Origin of the sequence: Thiococcus pfennigii (assembly GCF_016583835.1) — a bacterium.
Classification (GTDB): Bacteria; Pseudomonadota; Gammaproteobacteria; order Chromatiales; family Chromatiaceae; genus Thiococcus; species Thiococcus pfennigii.
In genome coordinates this window covers 51112-74975 of sequence record NZ_NRRW01000015.1, presented here as the reverse complement: position 1 = coordinate 74975, position 23864 = coordinate 51112, and the positions used below count along the sequence as shown (strand labels likewise).

The following is a 23864-nucleotide window of genomic DNA, read 5'->3' as shown; positions in this document are numbered from 1 at the left end:
TCCTCGCGCGCACAGCTAGCGGGTCTCCAGGATGAAGCTCCTCAGCGATTTCTTTCCGATCCTCCTGTTCTTCGTCGCCTATCAGCTCTTCGACATCTATGTCGCGACGGCGGTCGCGATCCTCGCCTCGGCGATCCAGGTCGGCGGCGTCTGGCTGCGACGTCGTCGCGTCGAGACGATGCCGCTGGTGACCCTGGCCCTGCTGGTCGTATTTGGGGGCCTGACTCTCCTTTTACATGACCGCACCTTCATCATGTGGAAGCCGTCGATCGTCAACTGGCTGTTCGCGGCGGCCTTCCTCGGCAGCCACTTCATCGGCGAGCGCACGCTGATCGAACGCCTGATGGGCCAAACGGTCAGGGTCCCGGCCCCCGTCTGGCGACGGCTGAACCTCCTCTGGGTCGGCTTCTTCATGCTCGCCGGGGTCGTGAATCTGGCCTTCGCCAACGGCTTCTTCACCGCCGAGGCGGCCCTGATCGCCGCCGCCGGCCAGACCGACATCGACCTCGCCCAGTGCGCGGCGCAGTTCGGCGGCGCCGTCCTCACGCTCTGCGAGAACGCCTACGGCCGGGAGCAACTCTGGGTCAACTTCAAGCTGTTCGGCATGCTGGGGCTGACGATCCTCTTCGTGATCGCCCAGTCCTTCTATCTCGCCCGCCACATCGAGGAACCGGCACCACAGCCCATGGAGGCCAATTGACGTGTACTACGCGATCATCGCCCGCGACCACCCGGAGAGCCTCGCCGCGCGGCTGGAGGCGCGCCCGGCGCACCTGGAGCGGCTGCGCCGCCTGCAGGAGGAGGGACGCCTGCTCATCGCCGGCCCGCACCCGGCCATCGACAGCCCGGACCCTGGCCCGGCGGGGTTCAGCGGCTCGCTCGTCGTCGCCGAGTTCAGCGACCTCGCGGCCGCCCAGGCCTGGGCGGCCGCCGATCCGTATCGGGCCGCGGGGGTCTACGCGGAGGTCGTCGTCAAACCCTTCCTGAAGGTCCTGCCGGCTTGACCCGCCCAAGCCCGGCCCCAGAGCGCCGCTGCCGGGCGGGCCGGCCGGCGGCAACAACCGAATCCAACATCCACCCCCAAGGAGCCCATCGATGAAGAGTTTCCGTCTCGCCGCCCTCGCCGGCGGCCTGTGCCTCGCAATTGCCATGCAGGCGGCCCCCGTCCTGGCCGCCGATGACGGCTCGGGCGACGACGCGGTCATCGCGACGATCAACGGCGAAGCGATCCCGCTAGAGACCTTCCAGATCTTCTATTTCGAGCGGATGCAGGAGGAACGGGCCGAGAACACCCAGGAGTTCCAGGAGCAGGTCTTCAACGAATTCATCAATCTGGTCATCGTCGCCCAGGCGGGGAAGCGGCAGGGCCTCGACGCGCGCGACGACGTGCGCGGCACGATCCAGCTCCAGACGATGAAGATCCTCTCGGCCGCCGCCCAGCGGGCGATGCTGGAGGACGAACCACCGAGTGACGCCGAGCTCAAGAAGGCCTACGACAGGTTCGTCACCGGCGCCGAGCGCACCGAGTACAAGGCGCGCCACATCCTGGTCGCCGACGAGGCCGAGGCGAAGCGGCTGATCGGCCAGCTCGACAAGGGGGCCAAGTTCGCTGAACTGGCGCAGCAGCATTCCCTCGGCCCGACCGGCAAGAACGGCGGCGACCTCGATTGGTTCAGCGCCGACCAGATGGTCAAACCGTTCGCCGACGCCGTCAAAGGGCTCAAACCCGGCCGCTACAACACCAAGCCCGTGCATACCCAGTTCGGCTGGCACGTGATCCTGCTCGAGGAGACCCGCAAGGCCGAACCGCCGACGTTCGAGCAGGCCAAGCCGCAACTGATCGCCACGCTGCAGCGCGAGCGACTGCGCGAGGGGATCACCGACCTGCGCAAGGACTCGGTCGTCACCCTCAACACCGATATCGTCAAGCTCAAGGACGAAGACTAGGCCGACGGGCGAAGGGACCGCAGGACGGATGCCCGACCGCAGGCTCCGCCCTGCGGCGCCCGAGTGGCGCCCCGACGGTCGTTTCGTTGGCGACAACCGACGCGCCGTGTCGCCCCAATCGCCAGACGCCGGCACTCGCGGCCCAGCCCGACACCAACGACCGAATTCCGACGTTCGTTTCTGACTCTGACCCCTATTAGCAGGATACGGACCGATGCCCGTCTACGAGTTCTATTGCCCCGACTGCCACACCATCTTCAGCTTCTTCTCACGCCGCGTCGACACCGAGACCCGCCCGGACTGCCCGCGCTGCGCCCGGCCCGCCCTCGGTCGGCGCGCCTCGCTCTTCGCGATCTCGAAGGGTCGTGCCGAGGCCGAGGACGGCGGCCCGGACCTGCCCCCGGGGATGGACGAGGAGCGGATGATGCAGGCCCTCGCCGCGATGTCCGGCGAACTGGAGGGGATCGACGAGGACGACCCGAAGGCGGCCGCCCGGCTGATGAAGCGGCTGTTCGACACGACCGGCCTGCGCATCGGCGACGGGATGGCGGAGGCGTTGCGACGGATGGAGGCCGGCGAAGACCCCGAGCAGATCGAGGCCGAACTCGGCGACGTGCTCGAGCAGGAGGACCCCTTCGCCGCGGCGGGCGGGGCACCCGGCCGCGCGGGCGGCGCCCTGCCCTCGCTCGCGGCACTGCGCCGCGAACTGCTGCCGCCGGCGCGCGACGACCACTGGTACCCGCTGGCGCCGGGGCGCAGCGAGGGGGGTTGATGGGCATCGCGGGGCTCCGCACGTCGCCTGGGCTCGGATCGTGCCGGGGCGGACCTCAGTGATGATTCAAAAACAACGGGCGCATCTTCCTTAAACTACGAAACACGGTCGAAACACGCGAAAAGGCTGAATATACGCGGGAGAATCTGCCGTTTTTTCGCGACTTTCGCGCATTTCGTAGTTTCTTGTCTTCCGCGTACTTGTATCGGTTTTTTCTGCACAGCTCCTCAGCCAGCGGCGACCGCGGGGTCCACGGGGGCGGACGTTTTCGCGGCGCGCTCCAGTTGGCGCCGCTTGGCGCGCTTGTCGAGGAGGTTCTTCAGCGCGATCAGCAGGCCGAGGAAGATGAAGGCCCCAGGCGGCAGGATCGCGATCAGGGCGCCCTGGAAGTCGGGGCCGACGCTCAGGCTCAGGGCCCTGGCGGCCTCGCCGAACATCAGGTCGGCCTGGTAGAAGAGGGTCCCCTGCCCGGCCAGCTCGCGCAGCCCACCAAGGAAGGTCAGGACCAGCATGAAACCCACCCCCATCGCCAGGCCGTCGACGACGGCCTGGTCCAGGCGGTGCTTCGACGCGAAGGCCTCGGCCCGCCCGATGATCAGGCAGTTGGTCACGATCAGCGGGATGAAGAGCCCGAGGACGTTGTAGAGCTCGAAGAAGTAGGCCTTCATCGTCAGCTCGACGATGGTGACGAACGAGGCGATGACGAGGACGAAGACCGGCAGGCGAACCTCGGGGCGCACCAGGTTGCGGATCAGCGAGATGGTGGCGTTGGAGAGGACCAGCACGGCCATGGTCGCAAGCCCCATCCCGAGGCCATTGGTCGCCGTCGTCGTCACCGCGAGCAGCGGGCAGAGGCCGAGCAGGGCCACGAGGGCCTGGTTGTTGGCCCAGAGCCCGTCGCGGAACAGTTGGCGGTAAGGCTTGGGGGCGGACATCAGGACGCATCCTCGGCGCTGACGGTGGCCGGGTCGCGGCCTGCCTGGGTCGCGGGCACCGCCGCCGAGGCGGGCTCGGCGGCAGGCTCGGTCGCCGGATCGGCATAGAGGTCGGCGCCCTTCTCCTCGACGAAGACGAGCGTGCGCTTGACCGCCCGCACGATCGAGCGCGGCGTGATCGTCGCCCCGGTGAACTGATCGAAGACCCCGCCGTCGCGTTCGACCTCCCACTGCTCGGGTGGCGGGTCCTCCAGGGACTTGCCGTCGAAGCTCAGCACCCAGTCGGACTTGCGCTCCTCGATCTTGTCGCCGAGGCCCGGCGTCTCATGGTGGGAGAGGACGCGCACGCCGCCCAGGGTGCCGTCGGAGCGGACCGCGACCAGCAGCTTGATCGGCCCGGCATAGCCGTCGGGGACCATCGGATCCAGGATCAGGGCAACCACCTCGCCGCCGCTGCGCACGCGGTAGACCTCGGTCGTCTCCCCGCCGAGCAGGGCCGGATCGCTGACGACGACGACGTCGGCGAGCGGATCGTTCTCGATGCTGACCCCGGGCACCACCGCCTCGAGCTTGCCCATCAAGGCCGCACGCTCGTTGGCGGCAATGCGCTCGGCCGTCATCGCCTGCGTGAAGGCGACCAGGCCGACCCCGACGACGGCGAAGGCACCGAGGACGAAGGCGGCGATCAGGACCAGATTCAGCGTCTTTTTCATCCGTTGCTCCTGCCGTGACCGAAGACCCGCGGCTGGGTCAGCTGCTCGATCGTGGGGGCCGCGATATTCATCAGCAAGACGGCGAAGGCGATGGCATCCGGGTACCCGCCCCAGGTGCGGATCACGAAGACCAGCGCGCCGATCGCCGCGCCGAAGATGAGCTGGCCGCGGCGCGTCGTGCAGGCCGTCACCGGGTCGGTCGCGATGAAGAAGGCCCCGAGCACGGCCCCACCGCTCAGCAGGTGGAACGCCGGCGAGGGGTGCGTCTGCGGGTCGACCCACCAGAAGAGCCCGGCCATCACGAGCAGCCCGGCGAGCATCGCGACCGGGATGTGCCAGGTGATGATGCGCCGCCACAAGAGTGCGAGCCCGCCGACGAAGAACCAGAAGGCGACCCACTCCCAGCCGCGGCCGCCGACCTCGCCCCAGAGCGGGCTCTGGCGGATCTCGGCGATCGTCTGGCCCTCGTCGAGGGCCTGGCGCATCGCATCGAGCGGCGTGGCCATGGTCACCGCGTCCCAGGGCAGCCCGACCGGCGGGGCACCGACGAAGATCAGCCGCGCCGAGTCGACGAGGCCCAGGGCATGTTCGGCCAGCATCTGCGGCGGCAACCACGAGGTCATCGCCACCGGGTAGGAGATCAGCAAGAAGACATAGCCGGCCATCGCCGGATTGAACGGGTTGTAGCCGAGGCCGCCGTAGAGCTGCTTGACGATGACGATCGCGAACAGGACGCCGAGCACCGTCAACCACCAGGGCAGGGTCGGCGGCACCGCGATCGCGAACAGCACGGCCGTGACGAAGGCGCTCAGGTCGCGGATCGCCGGCCCGGCGGCGCGCCCGCGCAACTTCAGGACCGCGGCCTCGGCGGCGACCGCCACGAGGCTCGCCAGCGCGACGTTGATCAGCACGCCCCAACCGAACAGCCAGGTCATGGCCGCGACCCCCGGCACCAGGGCCAGCAGGACCTGGAGCATGATGAGGTCGACGCGGTTCGCGCGCGCGCCGTGCGGGGAAGAGATGATGGTGGCGGACATCTTGGGTCCTCAGTCCTCGGTGACGGTGTGCGCGGCCGCCCCGGCCCCCGCCTTGGTGGCCGCCTCGCGCGGCGGCGTCGGCGCGCAGTCGGGGGGCGAGTCCGGCGGTCGGCCTTGGGCCGCATCCTGGGCCGAATGCTGGGCCGAATGCTGGGCAGCGTCCTGGGCCGAACGGGGGGCGTCCGGCGCCCGCGAGGCCGCCTGCTTCGCCGCGGCGCGCGCCCTGGCCGCGGCGATCGCCGCCTGCTTGGCTGCCGCGTCGCCACCGCCCGCGCCGTCGCCCTTCACGGCGGCCGCCTTCTCGCGCAGCTTCGCCTGCTTCTCGCGCTGCTCGCGTTCCAGCCGCTCCTGCTTGGCCGCGTGGCGCAGCCGCGCATGCTCGGCCTGGCGTTTCTCCTTCTCGCGCGCCCAGCTCGCCGCCTTGGCGAAGCGGTAGTACTGCACGAGCGGGATGTGGGACGGACAGACGTGGGCGCAGCAGCCGCACTCGATGCAGTCGAACAGGTTGTAGTCCTGGACCTTATCGAGGTCCTTGGCGCGGGCGTGCCAATACATCTGCTGCGGCAGCAGGTTGGTCGGGCAGACCTCGGCGCAGCGCCCACAGCGGATGCAGGCGAGCGCCGGCCCCGGGTCCGGCGCCTCGGCCGGGGTCAGGGCCAGCAGGCAGTTGGTCCCCTTGGTGATCGGGACCTGATCGCTCTCGAGCTTGAAGCCCATCATCGGGCCGCCGCAGACGAGCTTGCGCACCTCGCCGGCGTAGCCGCCGCAGTGGGCGATCAGGTCGGCTGCCGGGGTGCCGATGCGCACCTCGCAGTTGCGCGGCTCGGCGATCGCCCGGCCGGTGACGGTCACGAGCCGCGAGGTCAGCGGCCGGCCATCGAGGACCGCGTCGGCGACCGCCGCGGTCGTACTGACGTTCTGGCAGACCACGCCGATCAGCGCCGGGATGCCGCTGGTCGGCACCTCCTTGCCGGTCAGGATGCGGATCAGCTGGCGCTCGCCGCCGCTCGGGTAGAGGGTCGGGATGGCCACCACCTCGGTCGCCGTGAGGTCGCTGTCGGCCAGCGCCGCTCGCAGCGCCGCGATCGCCTCGGGCTTGTTGTCCTCGACGCCGATGAGGCACTCCTTGGCACCGAGCAGGTGTTGGATGATGCGCACGCCCTCGATGACGGTCTCGGCGCGGGTGCGCATCAGGAGATCGTCGCAGGTGATATAGGGCTCGCACTCGGCGGCGTTGATGATCAGGGTCTCGATCGGGTGGTCCGGCCCCGGGTTGAGCTTGACGCCCGTCGGGAACGAGGCCCCGCCCAGGCCGACGATGCCGCAGGCGCGGATGCGCTCGAGGACCTTGGCCCGATCGATGTGACGGTAGTCGATCAGCGACGGCAGCGGCGCGACCTCGGCGTCCTCGCCGTCCGTCTCGATGACGATGCAGGGCCCGGCGAGCCCCGAGGGGTGCGGCACCGGGCGCTCTTCGATCGCGACCACGGTTCCGGAGCTGCTCGCGTGGATCGGGGCGCTGACATAACCGCTCGGCTCGGCGATCACCTGCCCGCGCAGGACCCGCTCGCCGACGGCGACGCAGGGGCGGGCGATCGCGCCGATGTGCTGCTGCAACGGCAGGATCAGGTGGCGCGGCAGCGGCGCCTCGGCGATCGTCCGCCCATTCGAGAGGGCCTTCTCGTCGGGCACGTGGATGCCGCCATTGAAGCGCCACAGGCGGCGCCGGGGCCGTCGGTAATGAAGAAGAGAGACCGGGCTCATCGGGATTGAGATCTCCGCCTTGACGGGTGGCTAGGCGACGGGCGGCTGGGCCGCCTGGGCGGTCGCGGCCGGATAGGGCCACTTCCAACCGGAGAGGTCGCTCGCGACCGGGACCATGCGGATGCAGTCGACCGGGCAGGGGGCGACGCACAGCTCGCAGCCGGTGCACTCGCTGGCAATGACGGCGTGCAGCTGGCGGGTCGTGCCGACGATGGCATCGACCGGGCAGGTCTTGAGACACACGGTGCAGCCGATGCAGGCCTGCTCGTCGATGACGGCGACCCGCTTGACACGCTCGGCCTGGCCCTCGCCCGAGCCGGGCTCGCGGCCGAGCAGATCGGCGAGGGCGAGCATGGTCGCCTCGCCGCCGGGCGTGCACAGGTCGATCTCGGCCTCGCCCTTGGCGACGGCCTCGGCATAGGGTCGGCAGCCGGGGAACCCGCACTGACCGCACTGGGTCTGCGGCAGCAGACCATCGATCTGATCGACGATCGGGTCGCCCTCGACCCGGAAGCGGATCGCCGAGTAGCCGAGCAGAAGCCCGAAGAGCGCGGCGAGGATGCCGATGACAAGGATGGGGGCAAGCATGGCAGGGACCCGAGCGTCAGTTGGCGACCAGGCCGAGGAAGCCCATGAAGGCCAGCGACATCAGGCCGGCCGTCACCATCGCGATGGCACTGCCCTGGAAGGGCTCCGGGACATCGGCGACGGCGACCCGCTCGCGGATCGCGGCGAACAGCGCCAGCACCAGCGAAAAGCCGAGCGCGGCACCGAAGCCGTAGAGCGCCGACTCGATGAAGGTGTGCTCTTCCTGGAGATTCAGCAGGGCCACCCCGAGCACGGCGCAGTTGGTCGTGATCAGCGGCAGGAAGATGCCGAGCACCTGGTAGAGGACCGGACTCGTCTTGTGCATCACGGTCTCGGTGAACTGCACGACGACGGCAATGACCAGGATGAAGGCGATCGTGCGCAGGTAGTCGATGCCGAGCGGGACCAGCAGGTACTCGTTGACGGCCCAGGCGCAGATCGACGAGAGGGTCAGCACGAAGGTGGTCGCGAGCCCCATGCCCGTCGCCGTCTCGAGCTTCTTCGACACGCCCATGAAGGGGCACAGGCCGAGAAACTTGACCAGCACGAAGTTGTTGACGAGCACCGTGCCGACCAGGATGAGGACATAGTCTGTCATCTCGAAATCCGCCTCGTGAAGCCTGCCGCGCCGGGGCGCAGGCCGGCCCCGGCGGAAAAATGCTGCAACTGCACAATTCGCCAAGCTTACGCCAGGCTACCCTTTCGTTACAACTGGCCTCGGCAGGGAAAAGGCGCCGACGCAGAGAGGGGGAAGCGCGGCCGCGCGCCTGGCCGCAGGGCGCGGCCTCAGGAACGGTTCAATAAGTGCTGAAACAACGGGGGGCGAGCCCACGACTGGTTTTTCACTCTTTGCGTAGGAACGGTGCAGAAACAACCAATACAAGCACGCGGAAGACAAGAAACTACGAAATGCGCGAAAGTCGCGAAAAAACCCCAGATTCTCGCGCGTATATTCTGCCTTTTCGTGTGTTTCGCGTGTTTCGCGTGTTTCGCGTGTTTCGCAGTCTAAAAGAAGATGCGCCGGTTGTTCTTGAATCGTTGCTTAGGCAGCACACGGACAAGGGGAGGCCACGGCGACGTTGGGTTACGGGGCGTATCCAACGCTCGACCAAGACCTCGAGGCCCGAGATGGCGGGCCTAACCCAACCAACGTCGCCCGTTATCTCGCGCGAGTTGCCTTACTTGACCCGCATCCCGGGCTCGGCCCCGGCGTCGGGGGCGAGCAGGAAGAGGGCGCCGCCGCCGGGGCCGGCGGCCAGCACCATGCCCTCGGAGACGCCGAAGCGCATCTTGCGCGGGGCGAGGTTGGCGACCATGACGGTGAGTCGCCCGACCAGGTCCTCGGGCGCATAGGCGGCGCGGATGCCGGCGAAGACGTTGCGCGTCTCGCCGCCCAGGTCGAGGGTCAGACGCAGCAGCTTGTCGGCACCCGGCACCCGCTCGGCGGCGGCGATGCGCGCGATGCGCAGGTCGAGCCGGGCGAAGGCGTCATAGTCGATGACCTCGGCGATGGGCTCGCGCGCGAGGTGCGGGTTGGACCCCGCCGATGCGCTCGCGACGTCGCCCGTCGCCGCCAGGTCCTCCTTCGAGGCCTCGACCATGGCCGCGACCCGCTCCGGGTCGACCCGCGTCATCAGCGGCCTGAACGGGTCGATCTCGCGGCCGAGCAGCGGCTCGGCGAGGACCGCCCAGGTCAGCGGCGGGACCCGCAGGAAGGCCTCGGCCGCCGCCGCCGTGCCCGGCAGGATCGGCCGCAGATAGCCGATCAGGACGCGGAACAGGTTCAGCCCCTGCGTGCAGATGCCGTGCAGATCGGCCTCGCGCCCCGCCTGCTTGGCGACGACCCAGGGCGCCTGCTCGTCGATGTACTGGTTGGCCCGATCGGCCAGGGCCATGATCTCGCGCACCGCGCGGCCGAGTTCGCGCCGCTCGTAGGCCTCGGCGATGGAGTCGCCAGCGGCGATGAAGGCGACGAAGAGCTCCGGGGCCGGCAGCGCCTCGGCCAGGCGCCCGTCGAAACGCTTGGCGATGAAGCCGGCGCAGCGGCTCGCGATGTTGACGACCTTGCCGACCAGGTCGGCGTTGACCCTGGCCGTGAAGTCTTCGAGGCTCAGGTCGATGTCGTCGACGCCCGGGCCGAGCTTGGCGGCGAAGTAGTAGCGCAGGTACTCGGGGTCGAGGTGATCGAGATAGGTGCGTGCCTTGATGAAGGTGCCGCGCGATTTGGACATCTTCTGCCCGTCGACGGTCAGGAAGCCGTGCGCGAAGACGGCGCTCGGGGTGCGGAAGCCCGCCCCGTGCAGCATCGCCGGCCAGAACAGGGCGTGGAAGTAGATGATGTCCTTGCCGATGAAGTGATAGACCTCGGCGGTGGAGTCCGCCGCCCAGAAGTGGTCGAAGTCGAGGCCGGCCGCCCTGCCCTGCTCGCTATCGCAGAGGTTCTGGAAGCTCGCCATGTAGCCGATCGGCGCATCGAGCCAGACATAGAAGAACTTGCCGGGATGGTCGGGGATCTCGAAGCCGAAATAGGGCGCATCGCGCGAGATGTCCCACTCCTGGAGGCCGGCCGCGAACCATTCGTCGAGCTTGTTGGCGACCTCCTTCTGGAGGCTGCCGCCGCGCGTCCAATCCTTGAGCATGGCCTCGAAGTCGGCGAGGCGGAAGAAGTAGTGCTCCGAGTCGCGCGGCTCGGGCACGGCCCCCGAGATCGCCGAGCGCGGGTTCTTCAACTCGCTCGGCGAGTAGCTCGCACCGCAGGCCTCGCAGTTGTCGCCATACTGGTCCGGCGCGCCGCACTTGGGACACTCGCCCTTGATGAAGCGGTCGGGCAGAAAGATGTTCTCGACCGGGTCGTAGGCCTGGGTGATGGTCCGCCGGGCGATGTGCCCGGCATCGCGATTGCGCGCGTAGATCAGCGTCGCGTAGTGGCGATTCTCGGGCGAGTGGGTCGAGTGGTAGTTGTCGAAGCCGATGCGGAAGGCCGCGAAGTCCGCCTGATGCTCCTCCGCGACCCGCGCGATCAGGGCCTCGGGGGCGATCCCCTCCTGGCGCGCGCGCAGCATGATCGGCGTGCCGTGCGCGTCGTCGGCGCAGACGTACCAGCAGTTGTGCCCGCGCATCTTCTGGAAGCGGGCCCAGATGTCGGTCTGGATGTACTCGACCAGGTGACCGATGTGGATCGGCCCGTTGGCGTAGGGCAAGGCGCTGGTGACCAGGATGTCGCGTGTCTCGTTCATGGAGTCTGTCGGCTGCGAATGGGGGCGACCCGACGGGCCCGGGCCGAATCGACCTCGCAGTATCGCACGAGCGATCACCGCCGGGCCAACCGCGACTCCGCTTGCTGGAACCTGAAAACGGCAGTTGGCCCCTTCCTCGTGGATTCAAATCGTTGAAATCGCGAAGCGGCCTGACGCGAGTCCTGCCCGCCCGCTCGGTGGAGGCCGCTCCGGCGCCCGATGCACGGCGCACCTCGGGCACCGCCCAACGGCCGGTTTTGGGTTGAATTGACCGACCGCCAGACCAACGTTCGGCGCAGACCGCCGCGACCCGGCCCGCGGCCACGACGGAGGCCGTCGGCCGACTGAGGTTGCGCATTGCGCCCCGGCCCCGCCTTCGCGTCCAATAGTTCGTTTCCGCAACCGGCTTCGACGACGAACCCACCGGCGCCTGGCCACGACCGACAGGACCGCGGGGGAAGGCGAAGACCGCCGCTGGATCCATCCCCCACTCGGCCGGGACCGCCGGCCGGACCGAGAATATCTGGAGCAAAGCATGCCTGAAGTCACGCAAGAGCAGATCCAAGCCGCCATCAAGGGATACGTCGAGCCCGACCTGGAGCGCGACCTCGTCAGCGCCAACTGCGTCAAGGACATCGCGATCGACGGCGGAGCAGTCAGGGTCGCCGTCGTCCTCGGTTACCCGGCCGCCGGCAGTGCCGAGCGGATCGTAGCCGCCGTCCGGGAGCAGGTCCTGGCCGTCCCAGGCGTGACCGACGCGACCGTCGACGTCAGCTGGCAGGTCCAGGCCCACTCGGTCCAGAAGGCCCTCAAGCCGATCGACAACGTCAAGAACATCATCGCCGTCGCCTCCGGCAAGGGCGGCGTCGGCAAGTCGACGACGGCCGTCAACCTGGCCCTGGCGCTCGTCGCCGAGGGGGCGCGCGTCGGCCTCCTCGACGCCGACATCTACGGGCCGTCGCAGCCGCGCATGCTCGGCATCACGGGGCAGCCCGAGTCGAAGGACGGCGCCCACCTGGAGCCGATGACGAGCCACGGCCTCCAGGTCATGTCGATCGGCCTGCTGATCGACGAGGAGACGCCGATGATCTGGCGCGGCCCGATGGTCACCCAGGCCCTCGAGCAGCTGCTCAACGACACCAACTGGTCCGACCTCGACTACCTCGTCATCGACCTGCCCCCGGGCACCGGCGACACCCAGCTGACCTTGGCCCAGAAGGTGCCGGTCTCGGGGGCCGTGATCGTCACGACGCCGCAGGACATCGCCCTGCTCGACGCCCGCAAGGGGCTCAAGATGTTCCAGAAGGTCGAGGTGCCGGTGCTCGGCGTCGTCGAGAACATGAGCATCCACATCTGTTCGAAGTGCGGCCACGAAGAGCACATCTTCGGCGAGGGCGGTGGCGAGCGCATGGCCAAGCAGTACGGCATCCGCCTGCTCGGTTCCCTGCCGCTCACCGCGCACATCCGCGAAGAGACCGACAACGGCCGGCCGACCGTCGTCGCCCAGCCGGAGGCGCGCGTCACCGAGATCTACCGCGAGATCGCCCGGCGCACCGCCGCGAAGCTCTCGCTCCAGGCCAAGGACTACGCCGCCCGCTTCCCGCGCATCGTCATCCAAAACACCTGACATAAAAAAGGGGTCAGAGCCCTTTTCGGAAAACGAAAAGAACGAAAAGGGCTCCGAAAAGGGCTCTGACCCCTTTTTCGCTGACCCCTTTTTCGCCCTTTTCGGGCTACCCCTGCTTGGGCCTTTTGGGGCGACCCCGCGCCACTTGGCCGATGCGCCGTCCGAGCGTCTGCTCGACGCCAACGCAGAAGTCGTCTTCGCCCAACGGCGTCCCGCTCCGCAGGCAGGCCCGCAACTGCCCGTTCAGATCACCCTCCCCATCGTCGGCACCGCCGAAGAGCCCGCGGTAGGCGGCACGTCGCTCGTCGTCCGTGCGCCCGAGAGCCAGGTATTCGGCATGGGCGACGAGGAGGCCGTCGCGCAACCCTAGGGCATTGCAGCGGTAGCTCGACCAGCGGTAGTCCCCCGGCATCGCGACGATGCCGGCACGCACGGGGTTGAGCTCGATGTAGCGATGGCAGGCGAGCAGGTAGGTCTGCGTCTCGATGATGCTCGACCGGAAGCGCCCCTCCCACAGCGTGCCGCTGCGCCCGTAGCGGCGATTGACATGAGGCACGTAGCGACGCCCGACATACTGCATCAGGCGACTGATCGATTCGGAATCGTCCGGCGTGATCAGCAGATGCACATGGTTGCCCATCAACACATAGGCGTGAATGGCGCAGCAATAACGTTCGGCCCCCTCCTTCAGCCACGACAGGTACGCAAGACGATCCTCGTCGGCGAAGAAGACCGGCTGACGGTTGTGGCCGCGCTGCACCACATGGGCCGGGATGTCCGGGAGAAAGAATCGCTGTTTACGAGGCATGGTAAAAAGGGCTCTGACCCCTTTTCGAGGACGTGACCTGATGCAACAAAAACTATAATTTTTATCAGCTTTTTGTCGATGATGGTACCTTATTTTGTGCATGGGAGTTGATTTTTCATTTGTTGCCTTCGCGGAGATAAAGCATGAACGCACAGCCCTCCATCGCCAGCATCGGCTTCGCTTCCCGTCATCTCGACCAGATCGCGACCCACCTCGATCGCAAGTACGAAACGGCCTGGTGCTATCTGCAACCGACCGACCGCCCCTGTTTTTCCACCCGACTGCTGACCGACCTCATCGGCTGGTGCCGGTTCGTCGAGCAGAACGCCGCCCCCCTCGGCATCCGCTATCACGTCATCGCCTCGAATACGCCTCGCATATTCAATCTCGGCGGCGACCTGGAACTGTTCCGCCGCTACGTCATTCAGGGCGATCGCGAGGGCCTGCGACGCTACGGCATCGCCTGCATCGAGCCGCTGTTCGCGAACATCCGGCATTTCAACGGCGACGTAACGACACTGTCGTTGGTCCAGGGCGAGGCCCTCGGCGGCGGCTTCGAGACGGCCCTCTCGAGCGACGTCCTGATCGCCGAGCGCCAGGCGCGGATGGGCTTTCCCGAGGTCCTGTTCAATCTGTTCCCCGGGATGGGTGCCTACAGCCTGCTCGCACGCCGACTCGATCCCAAACGCGCCGAGCAGATGATCCTGAGCGGGCGGATCTACAGCGCCGAGGAGCTCCAAGCGATGGGGCTGGTCGACATCCTGGTCGAGACGGGCGAGGGCGAGGCGGCCGTCTATGACTACATCAAGCGCGAGAATCGCGCCCGCAACGGCTTTCGCGCGGTACGCAAGGTGCGTGACTATCTGCATCCGATCGGCTGGCAGGAGTTGCTCGACATCGTCGAGATCTGGGTCGACACCGCGATGCGGCTCGAGCCACGCGACCTGCGCATGATGGAGCGCCTGGTCACCCGGCAGCACCAGCAGGGCATCGCCGCGGCCTGAGGAGAGCCCCAAGGCTCGCCGCCGCACGGAGGCGGCTGGCGGCCTCGCTCGCGCGCCTGCGATTCTGCTACGATTCCACAATTGTCCTGGTGGCCTCGACCACCGGGGACACGGACGCCAGGACGCCGCGCCTCACCGTGGCAGCGCACAGAGAACAAGATCGCGATGACGAGCAGGCGAGCCGACGATCTGGCCCTCGGGCCGCAGCCCCCATCGGAACTGACACTCGCCCCCGCCCGGCCTGCCGGGCGCCCTAACGCGCACCGCGCGAGCCGGCACCCGACCATCCCCGGGTCCGCCATGAACCGCCGGCTGCGCTGGTCCGCGACCCCACGTGACCGGCAGGAGGATTGCGCCGATGTCGGCTGAGACGCACCGCGAAGGGGCGACGATCGAGCACCGTCCGGACGTCGCCCCGACCGGCATCGCCGGCCTCGACCGCATCCTCCGGGGCGGCGTCCCGGCGGGGCGACCGACGCTGCTGCGCGGCGCCGCCGGGACCGGCAAGACCGTCATCGCCCTGACCTTCCTCTGCCACGGCATCGCCGCCGGCGAACCCGGCGTCCTGGTCACCTTCGACGAGTCCCCCGAGGCCCTGCTCGCGCACGCCGAGGGATTCGGCTTCCCGGCGCGCCGGCACGTCGCCGAGGGTCGCCTGCGCATCCTCGACATGCGCCCGGACCGCAACGAGGTCCAGGTCGGCGAGACGATCGAACTCACGGTCATCCTCGCGCGCATCGCTCATGCCCTCGAGGGCCTCGCGGCGACGCGCCTGGTGATCGATGCGATCGACGGGATCGAGGCGACCTTCGCGAGCTACCCGAGCCTGCGCAGCGAGCTGGCCCGGGTCTTCGACTGGATCCGCGAGCGGCGCGTGACCTGCCTGATCACGACCGGGGAGCGCGGCGAGTTCAGCACCCGTTATGGGCTCGAGGACTATGTCGCCGACTGCGTGATCGCGCTCAGGCAAGAGGTGACCAACCGCGTCATGACCCGGGTGCTGCGGGTCGTCAAGCGCCGCGGCGGTGCGCACGAGACCAACGAATACCCCTTTCTGCTCGACGCCGGCGGGCTCTTCCTCGTCCCGGTCACGGGCGCCGAGCTCACGGCCAAGGTCTCCGACCGGCGCCTCTCGACCGGCATCCCCGGCCTGGACGCGATGCTCGGCGGCGACGGGCCCTATCGGGGCTCAACCGTGCTGCTGTCGGGCCAGGCCGGCACCGGCAAGACGAGCCTCGCGTGCAGCCTGGTGCGCGCCGCCTGCGAGGCCGGCCTCGCGGTGCTCTACATCAGCTTCGAGGAGAGCATCGACGAGCTGACCCGCAACCAGCGCGTCCTCGGCCTCGACCTCGCCCGATACCGCCGCGACGGGCACGAGGCAGCCGGCCCAGAAGACCACCAGGACGACCACCGGGACGACCACCCGAAGGACGGCCTCGTGCTGCGCCCGGTCCGCGCCGTGGAACTCGGCCTCGAAGAGCACCTGATGCGGGTCATGCGGCTGATCGGCGAGTATCGGCCGGACCTGGTCGTGCTCGACCCGATCAGCAGCCTGGCCGGGCGCGGCCACGACCCGGCCGCCAAGGAGACGCTGCTGCGGCTCCTGCACCTGCTCAAGGCCGAGGGCGTCACGCTGATCGCCACCGAGCTCCTCAGCGACGACGGCGGCGGGGTCAGCCACCTCGACGTCTCCTCGATGATCGACGTCTGGATCCGCCTGCGCCGCCACGAGAACGACGGCGAGATCAACCGACTGATCACCGTGGTCAAGGCCCGCGGCCTGCCGATCTCGAACCAGGTCAAGGAGTTTCGCATCAGCGGGGCCGGCCTCGCGATCGAAGAGCCCTACCTCGGTACGGGCGGGATCGCCTATGGCACGGCGCGACTGGCCCGGGCGGCCGAGGACGAGGCCGAGCTGGAACAGCTCGACCAGGAACTCGAGCGCGCCCGCCACGCCCGCGACCAGCTGACCGAGGTCACGGCCGCCGCCGCGCGCCTCGCGCGGATCGAGGAGGAGGCGAAGGGCGCCGAGCTCGACCGTCGGATCGCCCAGATCGAACAGCGCCTGGCGCAGATCGCCCGGGCGCGCGCCGCCGTCAGCCGGGGCCGCGAATGAGCGGTCAGCTTCTACGCCTCTACATCGCCGGGCGCACGGCGGCCGCGAGTCGCGCCATCGCCAACCTGGAGGCGATCGTCGCGGGACTCGCGGCCGAGGGCCAGCAGATCGCGATCGAGGTCATCGACATCCTGGAGCGCCCACAGCTGGCCGAGGACGAGCGGATCCTCGCGACCCCGGTCGTCATCAAGAAGTTGCCCCCGCCGGTACGCCGCGTCGTCGGCGACCTCTCCGAGCACGACAAGGTCCTGGTCGGACTCGACCTCAAGGAGGCCTGATGGCGGCCCAGCGGGTCGATTTTCGCCAGATCGTCGCGTTGGCCTCGGACGCCATCCTGATCCTCGACGGTCGCGGCACCATCCTCTATGCGAACGCGGCCGCCACGGCCCTGTTCGGCGACCCGCGCACGGGGCTCATCGGCCAGGACTTCGGCTTCGTCGCCACCCCCGACGAGCCGATCGAGATCCAGATCAAGCACGCCGGCGGCAAGCTCGTCTCGGCCGACCTGCGCAGCGTCGATATGGAGATGGACGGCCGAACGGTGACCGTCGCCTTCCTGCGCGACGTCACCGAACGCAAGCAGGCCGAGGCGCAGATGCGCCTCTACGCCGCGGCCGTCGACAACACGAGCGAGGGCATCATGGTCACGGATACGACCCCGGCGATCATCGCGGTCAATGCCGCCCTCAGCCAGATCACCGGCTATACGGCCGATGAACTCCTCGGACGCAACCCGAGCCTGCTCCAGTCCGGCTACCACGATCCGGTCTTCTTCCGCGCGATGTGGCGCCAACTCCTCGACCAGGACCACTGGCGCGGCGAGATCTGGAACCGCGCCAAGGACGGCGAGATCGCCCCCCAGTGGGTCAACATCAACGCGGTGCGCAGCGAGACGGGCCGCGTTACCCACTATGTCGGGGTCTTCTCCGACATCAGCGACATCAAGCGCTCCGAGGCACAGATCGAGCGGCTCGCCCACCGCGACCCGCTCACCGACCTGCCCAACCGGTTGCTGTTCCGCACCCGTCTGGAGCAGACGCTGCGGCGGGCCAAGGCGGGCCGCACGCAGGTCGGCCTGCTCCTCGCCGACCTCGATGCCTTCCGCCACGTCAACGACAGCCTCGGCCACGGCGTCGGCGACCTGGTGCTCTGCGAGGTCGCCGCGCGTCTGACCGCGCTGGTGCGCCCCGACGAGACGGTCGCGCGCTTGAGCGGCGACGAGTTCGCCGTGCTGATCGAGAGCGACACCGGCATCGAGACCCGCGCCAGCCTGATGGCCGAGCGCATCATCGATGCGCTCGCCCGGCCGCTGGCCCTCGCCGGCCAGCAACTCTTCATCAGCGCCAGCATCGGCATCGCCACCTACCCCAACGACGGCGACGACGTCGCCCGGCTGATGCAGAACTGCGACGCCGCCCTCTATCAGGCCCGCGAGTCCGGCGGCAACGGCTACCGCCACTATGCGCGCGCCCTCTCGGACTATGCCCGCGAGCGGGTGATGCTGATCTCGGACCTGCACCGCGCCCTCGCCGACGACGAACTGGTGCTCCACTATCAGCCGCAGGTCGACATGCGCCAGGGACGCCTGATCGGGCTGGAGGCGCTGGTGCGCTGGCAGCACCCGCAGCGCGGCCTGCTCGGCCCGAACCGCTTCATCCGCATCGCCGAGGAGACGGGGCTCATCCTCCCCCTCGGCGAGTGGGTCCTGCGCACCGCCTGCGTCCAGGCGCTGGCCTGGCAGGCCGATGGGCTGCCGTTCGGGCGCATCGCCGTCAACGTCTCGGGCGCCGAGATCCGGCGCCGCAACCCGGTGGAGACGGTCGCGGCCCTGCTCGAGGAGACGGGCCTTCCCGCCGACCGCCTGGAGCTGGAGGTGACCGAGACCGTCGTCATGGACCTGCGCGAGGAGGCACCGGCCGTGCTCGCCGGTCTCAAACGCCTCGGCCTCGCACTGGCGATGGACGACTTCGGCACCGGCTACTCATCGCTCGCCTACCTGAAGGGCCTGCCGTTCGACACGCTGAAGATCGACATGAGCTTCATCAGCGGCCTGCCGGACGACACCGCCAGCGCCGCGATCGTCGACGCCATCGCCGCGCTCGCCAGCCGGCTCGGTTTCAAGGTGCTCGCCGAGGGCGTCGAGACCGAGGCCCAACGGCGCTTCCTCCTCGGGGTCGGCTGCGACCTGGCCCAGGGCTACCTGTTCGGCCGCCCGGCCCCGGCCGAGGAGATCACGGCACTGCTCGAGCGGTTCGCCGAGGCGCCGCAGCCGAGCGACGACGCGCCACGCCCCTGAGTCCCCGGCGCGCCGTGCCGGCGTGCAACCGGGGCGCGATTGCCGCAGAATGGCGCCCACCGAGGCCGCCGGCGCCGAACCGCCGAGACAGCCCGACACCACCAGACGTCCGACCCCATGTCCGATCCAGATAGCCTCCACCGTTTCCTCTTCGAGCAGGCCGGCGTGCGCGGCGAACTCGCCTATCTGGACGCGAGCTGGCGCGCCGTCCTCGCGATCCACCCCTACCCGCTCGCGGTCCAGGACCAGCTCGGTCAGGCCCTCGCCGCGGTCGCGCTGCTGAGCGCGACCATCAAGTTCGAGGGCTCGCTGATCCTCCAGGTCCAGGGCGACGGCCCGCTGCGCACGCTCGTCGCCCAGGCCACCGACCAGCGCACGGTGCGCGGGTTGGCGCGCTGGACGGGCGAGGTGCCGCTCGGCGCCGGCCTCACCGAGACCTTCGGTGCCGGCCGCCTGGTCTTGACGATCGAGCGCCGCGGCGCCGAGCCCTACCAGGGGATCGTGCCGCTGGAGGGCCGCGACCTGGCCGAGGCGATCGGGCGCTACTTCTCGACCTCCGAGCAGCTGCCGACCCGGCTCTGGCTCGAGGCGAGCCCACAGCGCGCCGCCGGGATGCTCCTCCAGCGCCTGCCGAGCGCCGCGGGCGAGGTCGAGGATTGGGAGCGGATCGGCCTGCTCGCGGGGACCCTGACCCGCGTCGAGCTACTCGGCCTGCCCGCCGAGGGGCTGCTGCACCGGCTCTTCCACGAGGAGCAGGTGCGCCTCTTCGAGTCCGAGCCGATCGCCTTCCGCTGCGGCTGCTCGCGCCAGCGCATCGAGGATACGCTGCGCGCCCTCGGCCAGCTGGAGGTCGAGCGCACCGCCGCCGACCAGGGTGGCGTCGCGGTCACCTGCGAGTTCTGCAACCGCGAGTACCGCTTCGACCCGGTCGACATCCAGCAGCTGTTCGTCGCCGCGCCGCACCACCAGCCGCCCGCGGGCCGGCACTGAGCGGCCGACGATGGCCCACCCCGCCGCCCTGCCCTTCCAGGGCCTCATCGGCCTGGTCGTGCTGATCGGCCTGGCCTGGCTGCTGAGCGAAGACCGCCGCCGCGTGCGCCCGCGGCTGATCGTCGCCGGGCTCGCGCTCCAGTTCCTGATCGCCGTCGCGCTGCTGAAGCTGCCGCCGCTCCAGGACGGATTCCTCGCGCTCAACGCACTCGCCACCGCGCTCCAGACGGCGACCCAGGCCGGCACCGAACTCGTCTTCGGCTACCTGGGCGGCGCCGCGGCGCCGTTCGAGACCGCCTACCCGCAGAACAGCTTCGTGTTGGCCTTCCGGGCCTTGCCGCTGATCCTCGTCATCAGCGCCCTGTCGGCCCTGCTCTTCCACTGGCGCGTGCTGCCGCTCGCGGTGCGCGCCTTCGCCTGGCTGCTGCGCCGCACGCTCGGCACCGGCGGGCCGCTCGGGCTCGGCGCCGCGGCCAACGTCTTCGTCGGAATGACCGAGGCGCCGCTGTTGATCCGCCCCTACCTGCAAGGCATGTCGCGCAGCGCCCTGTTCGGCATCATGGCCTGCGGCATGGCGACCATCGCCGGCACCGTGATGGTCCTCTACGCGACCCTGCTCACCGGCGTCATCCCGGACCCGCTCGGCCACGTCCTGACCGCCTCGCTGATCAACGCGCCAGCCGCCTTGCTGATCGCCGGCGTCCTGGTCCCTGAGGCCGAAGAGGAGCCCAAGATCGAGGTCCGGGTCGCGAGCGAGACGCGCAGCGCGATGGACGCCATCACCCGCGGCACACTCGATGCGATCCCGCTGTGGCTCAACATCATCGCGATGCTGATCGTGATGCTGGCCCTGGTCAGCCTGTTCAACCAGGTCCTCGGGCTGCTGCCGGACATCGCCGGTGACCCGCTCACCGCGCAGCGCCTCCTCGGTTGGGCGATGGCGCCGGTCGTCTGGCTGATCGGCATCCCCTGGTCCGAGGCCGCGACGGCCGGCTCGCTGATGGGGATCAAGACGGTCCTCAACGAGCTCGTCGCCTACATCGAGCTCGCCGCCCTGCCGGACGGGGCGCTGAGCCCGCGCAGCGAGCTGATCATGACCTATGCCCTGTGCGGCTTCGCCAACCTCGGCAGCCTCGGCATCCTGATCGGCGGGCTCGGCACCATGGCCCCAGCGCGGCGCCCCGAGATCGTCGCGCTCGGCATGAAATCCATCCTCGCCGGGACGCTGGCGACGCTGCTCACCGGCGCTGTAATCGGCCTCGTGATCTGACCCGGTCGTCCGGGGTCCAGCCGGATCCAGAAATGGTTCCTGTGAGGTCTGCCCTATAGCTCGTGATCTGATCATTGCCCCGCACGGACACCTTGACTTTTTCAAGGTGCCCTAGACACCTCGCCTGGACCACCGAGGCCTGGTCGGACTATCTCTACTGGCAGACCCAAGACCGCAAGACCCTGCGACGCATCAATGCACTCGTCGCCGAAAACCTGCGCACCCCCTTCGCCGGTTCGAACGATCCGCCTCCCTGGAACGCACCGCCCAGCCGCGTAGGATGCGGTGAGGAACGAACCGCATCGATGATGCTGGTGAGGAACGAACCGCATCGATGATGCTGGTGAGGAACGAACCGCATCGCTGGTGCGGTGAGGAACGAACCGCATCGATGATGCTGGTGAGGAACGAACCGCATCGATGATGCTGGTGAGGAACGAACCGCATCGCTGGTGCTGGTGAGGAACGAACCGCATCATTGATGCAGCAACGTCAGGAACCCCATCCATGGAGCGATGAAATCCGGCACCCGATCGCCGAGGCTGGGCGGCACGCCGGCTTATTCGCCGGCGTCGATCTGCCCCGGCGGATCGGCCCAATCGGCCGGATAACGACCACGGCGCACGTAGGCATGGAAGCTCGAATGGGGCCAGTCTCCAACCCGCGGCACCCAACCGTGCTTCACCGGATTCCAGTGGATGTAATCGATGTGCCGGGCGAGATCGCGCTCGTCGCGGATCGCATGCTCCCAGAACCGCCGTTGCCAGATACCCCGCTCGCCGCGTTTGGCGCGGCTCTGCGAACGTGGCTCGCCAGCCGGAAGGGCTCGGGAGAAGCCGGCCTTGATGAGCGCCCAACGGGTCGCATAGGCCGAATCCCCAGCCGGCAGGGTCCAGATGCAGTGCAGATGGTCGGGCAGCACACAGATCGCCTCGATCCGGAACGGATGCGCTGCCTTGACGGCGCGGAAGACCTCCCCGAGCACCGCGATCTGCTCCACCAGCAGGCGTTGGTCATGCCGTCGCGCCAGGTTCACGGTGAAAAACCAGGTCGCCCCGGGGATCCGTAACCGCCGGTAGTCGGTCATCGCAAAGGCACCTCCTTTAACCCGGCGGCAGCGTCCGCCTGTCGAAGCCTAACGATGCGGTTCGTTCCTCACCGCATCAGCGGGCGACGTAGGATGCGGTGACGTTAGGAACCGCATCGTTTGCCCCACCGCGACATCCGCGCCAGCACCAGCGATGCGGTTCGTTCCTCACCGCATCAGCGGGCGACGTAGGATGCGGTGACGTCAGGAACCGCATCGTTTGCCCCCACCGCGACATCCGCGCCAGCACCAGCGATGCGGTTCGTTCCTCACCGCATCCTACCGGGCGACGTAGGATGCGGTGACGTCAGGAACCGCATCGTTTGCCCCCTCATGATGGGCTCCACCCGCCGCCGGTTGTCATCGAAACCACCCGGCAGGCGCCCCGAGACCGGAGGATCGGTTCAAGCAGGCGGCGCACCGCGGGGCTCACACCCGTTGCCAGCGCATATGGGATTACGCGCGATTTTCCAGTAGCATGCGCGGCATTTTCCGGTGCTCCGGCACAGGACCCGAACCGCCCAGTCCAACCCTTCGTCCCCGGGAGGAACCTCCGATGCGCCACCTGTCCGTCCTGCTGCGCCCGGCGGCCCTGCTCCTCGTCGCCGCCCTCGCCGTGCCCGCCATCGCGAGCGCCGAGGAACGGCTACACATCTACAATTGGAACGACTACTTCGCCGAGGACACGCTCGCCGACTTCCAGGCGCGCACCGGGATCCACCCGGTGCTCGACGTCTATGACGCCAACGAGGTCCTGGAGGCCAAGCTCTTCGCCGGGCGCAGCGGCTATGACCTGGTCTTCCCGACGATGCGCCCGTTCGCCGCGCGTCACATCGCCGCCGGCCTCTACCGGCCCCTCGACAAGGACAGGCTACTGGGCCTCGCGAACCTCGACCCGCAGATAATGGCGACCCTGGCCTCCGGCGATCCGGGCAACGCCCATGTCGTGCCGTACATGTGGGGCACGACCGGGCTCGGCATCAACGTCGAGAAGGTCCAGGCGGCCCTCGGCGAGGACGCGCCGCTCGATACCTGGGGGCTGATCTTCGACCCGGAGAACGCCAAGCGCCTCGCCGGCTGCGGTATCAGCCTGCTCGATGACCCGGCCGAGGTCATCCCGGCGGCGCTCGCCTACCTCGGTCGCGACCCGAACAGCCTGGCCAAGGCCGACCTGGCCGCCGCCCAGGCGCTGATCGAGGCGATCTACCCGCACATCCGCTACATCCATTCCTCGCAGTACATCAGCGACCTGGCCAACGGCGACCTGTGCGTCGCGCACGGCTACTCGGGCGACGTCCTGCAGGCCGCGACCCGCGCGGAGGAGGCCGGCGGGCGCGTCGCGATCGACTACCTGATCCCGCGCGAGGGGGCCGTCCTCTGGACCGACGTGATGGCGATCCCGGCCGATGCGCCGAACCCCGAGGCCGCCCATGCCTTCATCGCCTACCTGCTCGAGCCCGAGGTGATCGCGGCGGTCTCCGACTATGTCTACTACGCCAACCCGAACCTGGCCGCGACGCCCCATCTCGACGAGGCCCTGCGCGACGACCCGGGCATCTACCCGCCCCCGGCCGTGCGCGCCCGGCTCTTCGTGCCGGCCGAGCGCAGCAGCCGCGAGCTGCGCGACCTCAACAGGCTCTGGACGCGACTGAAGTCCGGGCACTGACCGGACCG

21 protein-coding genes and 1 pseudogene are annotated in these 23864 nt (G+C 68.9%); 13 read left to right on the top strand and 9 right to left on the bottom strand.

Features of this window, described 5'->3' with window-relative positions; translation table 11 throughout:
• The first annotated feature begins 31 nt into the window (after positions 1–31).
• The 4 genes from CKO41_RS07465 (at position 32) to CKO41_RS18905 (ending at position 2719) form a co-directional block, all read left to right on the top strand.
• Positions 32–700, top strand: coding sequence for an inner membrane-spanning protein YciB (locus tag CKO41_RS07465; protein ID WP_200249680.1), 669 nt, complete (start codon positions 32–34; stop codon positions 698–700).
• A gap of 1 nt (position 701) precedes the next feature.
• Positions 702–1004 (top strand): YciI family protein, encoded by a 303-nt coding sequence (locus CKO41_RS07460; RefSeq protein WP_200249682.1) that lies wholly within the window; start codon positions 702–704, stop codon positions 1002–1004.
• Between the two features lie 91 nt (positions 1005–1095).
• Entirely contained in the window at positions 1096–1947 is an 852-nt protein-coding gene (locus CKO41_RS07455) for a peptidylprolyl isomerase (RefSeq protein ID WP_200249684.1), read from the top strand.
• A 214-nt stretch (positions 1948–2161) separates the two neighbouring features.
• A complete protein-coding gene (locus tag CKO41_RS18905; RefSeq protein WP_200249686.1) occupies positions 2162–2719 on the top strand; it encodes an FmdB family zinc ribbon protein in 558 nt (185 codons plus the stop codon).
• Between the two features lie 227 nt (positions 2720–2946).
• Here the strand turns inward: CKO41_RS18905 and CKO41_RS07445 are convergent, their stop codons facing one another.
• The 7 genes from CKO41_RS07445 to metG all read right to left on the bottom strand — a co-directional run bounded on the left by CKO41_RS07445 (position 2947) and on the right by metG (position 10992).
• Complete coding sequence (locus CKO41_RS07445; protein WP_200249688.1) at positions 2947–3654, bottom strand: electron transport complex subunit E; 708 nt, start codon at positions 3652–3654, stop codon at positions 2947–2949.
• A complete protein-coding gene (gene rsxG / locus CKO41_RS07440) occupies positions 3654–4367 on the bottom strand; it encodes an electron transport complex subunit RsxG (protein ID WP_200381701.1) in 714 nt (237 codons plus the stop codon). Before rsxG ends, CKO41_RS07445 begins: the two co-directional genes overlap by 1 nt.
• On the bottom strand, positions 4364–5404 hold the full coding sequence (gene rsxD / locus CKO41_RS07435) for an electron transport complex subunit RsxD (RefSeq protein WP_200381700.1): 1041 nt from the start codon (positions 5402–5404) through the stop codon (positions 4364–4366). Before rsxD ends, rsxG begins: the two co-directional genes overlap by 4 nt.
• Before the next feature lie 9 nt (positions 5405–5413).
• Complete coding sequence (gene rsxC / locus CKO41_RS07430) at positions 5414–7168, bottom strand: electron transport complex subunit RsxC (RefSeq protein WP_200381699.1); 1755 nt, start codon at positions 7166–7168, stop codon at positions 5414–5416.
• Positions 7169–7198: 30 nt separating this feature from the next.
• Positions 7199–7756: an electron transport complex subunit RsxB gene (gene rsxB / locus CKO41_RS07425; protein ID WP_200250576.1), complete on the bottom strand. Its 558-nt coding sequence runs from the start codon at positions 7754–7756 to the stop codon at positions 7199–7201.
• Between the two features lie 16 nt (positions 7757–7772).
• Positions 7773–8354, bottom strand: coding sequence for an electron transport complex subunit RsxA (rsxA, locus tag CKO41_RS07420; protein WP_200381698.1), 582 nt, complete (start codon positions 8352–8354; stop codon positions 7773–7775).
• A gap of 580 nt (positions 8355–8934) precedes the next feature.
• Positions 8935–10992 (bottom strand): methionine--tRNA ligase, encoded by a 2058-nt coding sequence (gene metG / locus CKO41_RS07415; RefSeq protein ID WP_200381697.1) that lies wholly within the window; start codon positions 10990–10992, stop codon positions 8935–8937.
• Between the two features lie 535 nt (positions 10993–11527).
• Here metG and apbC point away from each other — a divergent pair.
• Positions 11528–12619 (top strand): iron-sulfur cluster carrier protein ApbC, encoded by a 1092-nt coding sequence (gene apbC, locus CKO41_RS07410; protein ID WP_200381696.1) that lies wholly within the window; start codon positions 11528–11530, stop codon positions 12617–12619.
• Between the two features lie 106 nt (positions 12620–12725).
• Here the strand turns inward: apbC and CKO41_RS07405 are convergent, their stop codons facing one another.
• Complete coding sequence (locus CKO41_RS07405) at positions 12726–13427, bottom strand: transposase (protein ID WP_200381695.1); 702 nt, start codon at positions 13425–13427, stop codon at positions 12726–12728.
• A 143-nt stretch (positions 13428–13570) separates the two neighbouring features.
• Here CKO41_RS07405 and CKO41_RS07400 point away from each other — a divergent pair, with 143 nt between their 5' ends.
• The 7 genes and pseudogenes from CKO41_RS07400 to CKO41_RS18900 form a co-directional block, all read left to right on the top strand.
• Positions 13571–14431, top strand: coding sequence for a crotonase/enoyl-CoA hydratase family protein (locus tag CKO41_RS07400; RefSeq protein ID WP_200250559.1), 861 nt, complete (start codon positions 13571–13573; stop codon positions 14429–14431).
• 358 nt (positions 14432–14789) lie between these two features.
• Positions 14790–16547 (top strand): DUF7125 family protein, encoded by a 1758-nt coding sequence (locus CKO41_RS07395; protein WP_200250557.1) that lies wholly within the window; start codon positions 14790–14792, stop codon positions 16545–16547.
• Positions 16544–16825: a circadian clock KaiB family protein gene (locus tag CKO41_RS07390; RefSeq protein ID WP_200381694.1), complete on the top strand. Its 282-nt coding sequence runs from the start codon at positions 16544–16546 to the stop codon at positions 16823–16825. The genes CKO41_RS07395 and CKO41_RS07390 overlap by 4 nt, the downstream gene beginning before the upstream one ends.
• Entirely contained in the window at positions 16825–18843 is a 2019-nt protein-coding gene (locus tag CKO41_RS07385; RefSeq protein WP_200381693.1) for a putative bifunctional diguanylate cyclase/phosphodiesterase, read from the top strand. The genes CKO41_RS07390 and CKO41_RS07385 overlap by 1 nt, the downstream gene beginning before the upstream one ends.
• A 117-nt stretch (positions 18844–18960) precedes the next feature.
• Positions 18961–19833, top strand: a complete 873-nt coding sequence (gene hslO, locus CKO41_RS07380) for an Hsp33 family molecular chaperone HslO (RefSeq protein ID WP_200250550.1) — start codon at positions 18961–18963, stop codon at positions 19831–19833.
• Between the two features lie 10 nt (positions 19834–19843).
• Positions 19844–21103, top strand: coding sequence for a NupC/NupG family nucleoside CNT transporter (locus tag CKO41_RS07375; RefSeq protein WP_200381692.1), 1260 nt, complete (start codon positions 19844–19846; stop codon positions 21101–21103).
• A 92-nt stretch (positions 21104–21195) separates the two neighbouring features.
• Positions 21196–21357 (top strand): annotated as a pseudogene (locus CKO41_RS18900) (type II toxin-antitoxin system YoeB family toxin); the annotation flags it as partial.
• Positions 21358–21662: 305 nt separating this feature from the next.
• Here CKO41_RS18900 and CKO41_RS07365 read toward each other — a convergent pair.
• Entirely contained in the window at positions 21663–22190 is a 528-nt protein-coding gene (locus CKO41_RS07365) for an REP-associated tyrosine transposase (protein WP_200250545.1), read from the bottom strand.
• A gap of 556 nt (positions 22191–22746) precedes the next feature.
• Between CKO41_RS07365 and CKO41_RS07360 the strand changes: the two genes are divergently transcribed.
• Positions 22747–23856, top strand: a complete 1110-nt coding sequence (locus tag CKO41_RS07360; protein WP_200381691.1) for a polyamine ABC transporter substrate-binding protein — start codon at positions 22747–22749, stop codon at positions 23854–23856.
• Positions 23857–23864: the final 8 nt, after the last annotated feature.